The organism is Ruminococcus difficilis (genome assembly GCF_016680995.1).
On record NZ_JAEQMG010000141.1, the window covers coordinates 1 to 4,018 of the forward strand.

A 4,018-nucleotide genomic window follows, 5' to 3' on the forward strand; every position below is an offset into this window, starting at 1 on the left:
AAATGGATGGCAGGGGCAGAAGGACTTGAACCCTCGGCACGCGGTTTTGGAGTGGCTGTAGAAAGCCCGAAAAGTGCATAGATATGCCGATTTTAAGCCTTTTTTGATCCTGCAAAATATTATTGATGCTATTTTGATGCTATTGGTTATTCTGGAAAAGAATTTTGGCGAATACAGGGCAAGAGTGATGCTCTGAGGTTTCACAAATGCTGAGTGTAGAAATCAAAATTTGCGACGCCTAATCAAAGAGTACGGGCTCAGGAATCAGGGCAGATTTGACTCCGACAACTGATAACGAACATCTCTTCCGCTGTACATAATCCTGATAATACGTACTATGTAATTCCTCTCATCAACTAAATAGAATATGGTGTAGTTCTTTACAAAACATCTTCGCAAACCGCGACTTTTCCAAGGTTCATCGTCCATCAAAGCGTTTCTGAGCGGCATACTGTCAAGTGACCGAATACAATCAATGATAGAGTGATACATATTCGCGGCAACATCCGGCGAAAGCAGAGTTAAGGCTATATAGCTGTAAATTTCATCTAAATCATTCTTCGCCTGATTTGTCAATTCAATATGATAGCTCATATTCCGTACCTGCTTTTCATTTCCGCGTCAACTTCATCTAAAGAAAAAACTCTGCCATTTTCAATATCATCAAAGCCTTTTTGTAATTCAGCATCTAACTGTTCTTTAGTCAAATTGCCGATTGCTACCGGCTTGGAGACAGGAAGTGTCATTTCAAAGGGCAGACCGTTATGAAGAATAACTTGACGCAAAAAGATACCGATTGCGTTTGACATTGGAATACCAAGCTGTTCCAGAATCTGTTCCGCCTGATTCTTGATTTCGGGATCAACCCGAGTGTAAATATTTGCAGTTTTTGCCATAAAAACACCTCACATTTCTATAAAGCTATTATAACACAAATGATTGCGAATAGCAAGCAAAATGTTGAGCTATTATAAAAAAGACAAGATAATTTTCAAAAAAGTCTGGACTTTTCCGTTTTCTGTGGTATCCTGTTGTGCTTGAGAAGGAGGTATCGGCATGGATACAATCAAAGAACTGTTTTACGGAAACATCCACCCATTTGAGCGTGACATCAAGAAGGACAGTGAAAGCGACAGGCTTGCAAAACTGATTCTCAGACATGACGCAGCACTCAAAGCTACAATGAATGAAAGCGAGATCGAGCTGTTCGGGAAATTCAAGGACGCGGTGACCGAGTTAAATTGTCTGAATGAATGTGAGGGCTTTATCAACGGCTTTCGATTAGGAATAAGGCTAATGGTTGAAGCGTTACATACGGAAGAATAATCAAAATCGCAGCCCTGAAAAAATAGGGCTACAACTCTTTTGCGGTTTATTCGGCAAATGGTTTTTTCAGCCCTGTTTCGCCGTGTGTCGCCCTGTGTGCGATTTGTTGGGGGTAGTAGGATACGTACCCGATCAAGGGCGTTTGCGCGGTGTGGGCGATTTTTGAGCGCGTCTCATTTTTTGCGATGCGTGGGCAATAAAGGCTCTGTTAAGAATAAAGGACAGAACTGATTTTTCAGCCCTGTTTCGTCGTGTGTCGCCCTGTGTGTGATTTGTTGAGGAAAGTAGGGTGAGTACCCGACCGTGGGCGTTTGCGAGGTGTCGGCGATTTTTGATCACGTCTCATTTTTTGTGGCGCAGAATAGCGCTGGTAGAATAACAAGCCACAGGGGCGAAAATAGATAATTCAGCCCTGTCGCGCCGTGTGTCGCCCTGTGTGCGATTTGTTGACAAAAGTAGGGTAAGTACCCGACTGAGTGCGTTCGCGAGGTGTCGGCGATTTTTGACCGCGTCTCAATTTTTGCCGCGCTAACTCAAAGAATGCCGTTTTTCAAAATCCGGTTTATTTCCCGATTCATAATCTTTTCCGCGTCATAACCTTCAACATCGAGCATTTCGGCTTTCACCAAATGCGTTTTCGGAATACCGAAAAAGCTCTTGGCAAGGCTTTCTATGTAGCCGTAGCTGTAGGTCGGATCATAAGGTCCGCCCGCGGTGGTGACGTAGTAGAGCTCCTTTGCTTTGCATAAACCGACGGGCATTCCGCTTTCGTCATAGGTGGAAACGATGCCGGTGACGTAAATGTTTTCGATATAGATTTTCAGCGTCGCGGGAAAGGATAAATCCCAATACGGTGCGGCGATGATGATCGTATCCGCATTGGCAAACTGTTTTGCATAGTCAAACATCGGATCGCTGTAGTCGCCTTGCTCGATCAGCGCGGTGCGCTTGTTCAGCGTTTCTCTGTCAAGCGGTTTGAGGTTTTCTTTATAAAGATTCAGCTCCGTAAAATCTCCGCCGAGCTTATGTAAAACTGCCATTGCGAGCCGTTTGGTTCTCGATTCCTCGCGGACGCAGCAGTTGATGTATAGTGTCATGAATCATTCTCCTTTATCGGATATCAATATTCGCTTTCCTCGCCTGCGACATTTGAACTTTGCGCGGGATGCGATAGCGTCTGCCGTCTTTGATGAAGTTCGCGCCCGTCTGGTGAAAGTGGAACGAAGTTTCAGTTCTGCGGCATTGCTCGCGGATATCAAGAATCCAATCATAACAACAGGGTCTTGCGACGTCTCCCGATTCACCTCCGCAGGTGACTGCCTCTATCAAACCGCTTTCCAAATACTGCTCAATGTCGATGCGTTCCAGCATCGGCTCGTGGGCAATTTTACGGTGTTTGATCGGCAGCCTGAGCAGCAGCGGAATCCGCTCGTCCGCTCTCCTTTGATTTTCACAGGTGGAGCAGATTGTCACGTTTTCATAGCCGTCGCCCCAGTCGTCCGGCAAGCTCACCTCAAAGCGATGGATGCGCTTGGTGATGATGACAAAGTGCAGGTCGCTCCGTTCGCGGATGAAGCGCCACGCGTCTTTACGCCATTCGTCCGCTTCCTCAATAAAAAAGTCGGAGGTCATGCAGGCGTAAACCAAGCCGCTTTGTAAGGCGTAGCTTCCGTCGCGTTTGCGCTTGACCGGCTCGTGGAAGTTCGCGGTTTTGGTGACGACGGTGCTGTCCTTGTCGTACATCGCGTCGCGGCGGAACATATAGCAGTTCAGACAGCCCTCGCTGATTTTGTGGCACCCGTGCCACGGATTCCATATGCTCATTTTACTTTCCTCAATCGCAGTATACGTTCCAAAGATTGAATATTTGTAGAGTAAAAATGTTTGCCGGTCACAGTGGTTATATAGCTCATATAAACGCTCCAATTTTATTCTGATTCTATTCTATAAACAAGCAGAATATTTGTCAAGAGCCGTCGGCGAAATCCGACTCTGACTTTCCTTGACTTTTGTTTTGGCCTATGTTAAAATAATAGTGAAAAGAAAACAGCGAAAGAATCATCAAGGTAGTGAGGGGACATCAACAGACAACCGAATCAGTTGCTACAAAGCCGTGAGCAGTCAGGGAAAGCCTTGACGCCCTCGGCTTTTCTTTTCAAAAATTACGGAGGTAAATGAATGTACAAAAACTATGACGAGCTTCCGCTGATGTTATCGGTGCATGATGTCGCGGAGGTTCTCGGTATCTCAAAATCAAGTGCTTATGTGTTAGCGAAGGAGAAAGGTTTCCCGACACTGAAAATCGGAGCTCGGGTAGTGATTCCGAGAGACAGATTTATCGAATGGATCAACAAAAACGTTTCAAAGTAAAGAAGGAGTGAGTGAACAGGCGGTGGCGTCATGTCACAGCCAAAGCAAGGAAATTATTTCATGCTGCCGAACGAAATTTTCAATATGGATCTGACAGCGAGCGAGATTGCTCTCTATGCTTTCCTGATGAGAATGGAGGACAGAAAAACATATACGTGCTATCCGTCCTTCAAAACTATCGCAGAAGCATTGAAGATGGGCAGCAAAAATACAGTAATGAAATATGTAAGAATGTTGGAAGAGAAAGAATTGATCGAAACGGAGCATACCATCGTGGAGCACCATGACGGGTCACTTCGAAACGGGAACCTAGATCGGAAGA

At 45.4% G+C, this 4,018-nt stretch carries 7 protein-coding genes; 3 read left to right on the plus strand and 4 right to left on the minus strand.

Annotated elements, in window-relative coordinates:
- Positions 1-264: 264 nt before the first annotated feature.
- Positions 265-594, minus strand: a complete 330-nt coding sequence (locus JKK62_RS12905) for a type II toxin-antitoxin system RelE/ParE family toxin (RefSeq protein WP_201428236.1) — start codon at positions 592-594, stop codon at positions 265-267.
- Positions 591-896: a type II toxin-antitoxin system RelB/DinJ family antitoxin gene (locus tag JKK62_RS12910; protein ID WP_201428237.1), complete on the minus strand. Its 306-nt coding sequence runs from the start codon at positions 894-896 to the stop codon at positions 591-593. The genes JKK62_RS12905 and JKK62_RS12910 overlap by 4 nt, the downstream gene beginning before the upstream one ends.
- A 160-nt stretch (positions 897-1,056) precedes the next feature.
- Between JKK62_RS12910 and JKK62_RS12915 the strand changes: the two genes are divergently transcribed.
- The gene (locus JKK62_RS12915; protein WP_201428238.1) at positions 1,057-1,326 is read left to right on the plus strand and encodes a DUF6809 family protein; all 270 of its coding nucleotides are present in this window, start codon (positions 1,057-1,059) and stop codon (positions 1,324-1,326) included.
- 533 nt (positions 1,327-1,859) lie between these two features.
- Here the strand turns inward: JKK62_RS12915 and JKK62_RS12920 are convergent.
- A complete protein-coding gene (locus JKK62_RS12920) occupies positions 1,860-2,423 on the minus strand; it encodes an NAD(P)H-dependent oxidoreductase (protein WP_201428239.1) in 564 nt (187 codons plus the stop codon).
- A 13-nt stretch (positions 2,424-2,436) separates the two neighbouring features.
- A complete protein-coding gene (locus JKK62_RS12925) occupies positions 2,437-3,150 on the minus strand; it encodes a DUF5131 family protein (RefSeq protein ID WP_201428240.1) in 714 nt (237 codons plus the stop codon).
- Positions 3,151-3,504: 354 nt separating this feature from the next.
- On the opposite strand from JKK62_RS12925, the gene JKK62_RS12930 reads away from it, so the two are divergent.
- Positions 3,505-3,696: a helix-turn-helix domain-containing protein gene (locus JKK62_RS12930; RefSeq protein WP_201428241.1), complete on the plus strand. Its 192-nt coding sequence runs from the start codon at positions 3,505-3,507 to the stop codon at positions 3,694-3,696.
- A 30-nt stretch (positions 3,697-3,726) separates the two neighbouring features.
- Positions 3,727-4,018: helix-turn-helix domain-containing protein (locus tag JKK62_RS12935; protein ID WP_201428242.1), on the plus strand; the 292-nt coding region annotated here is incomplete at its 3' end.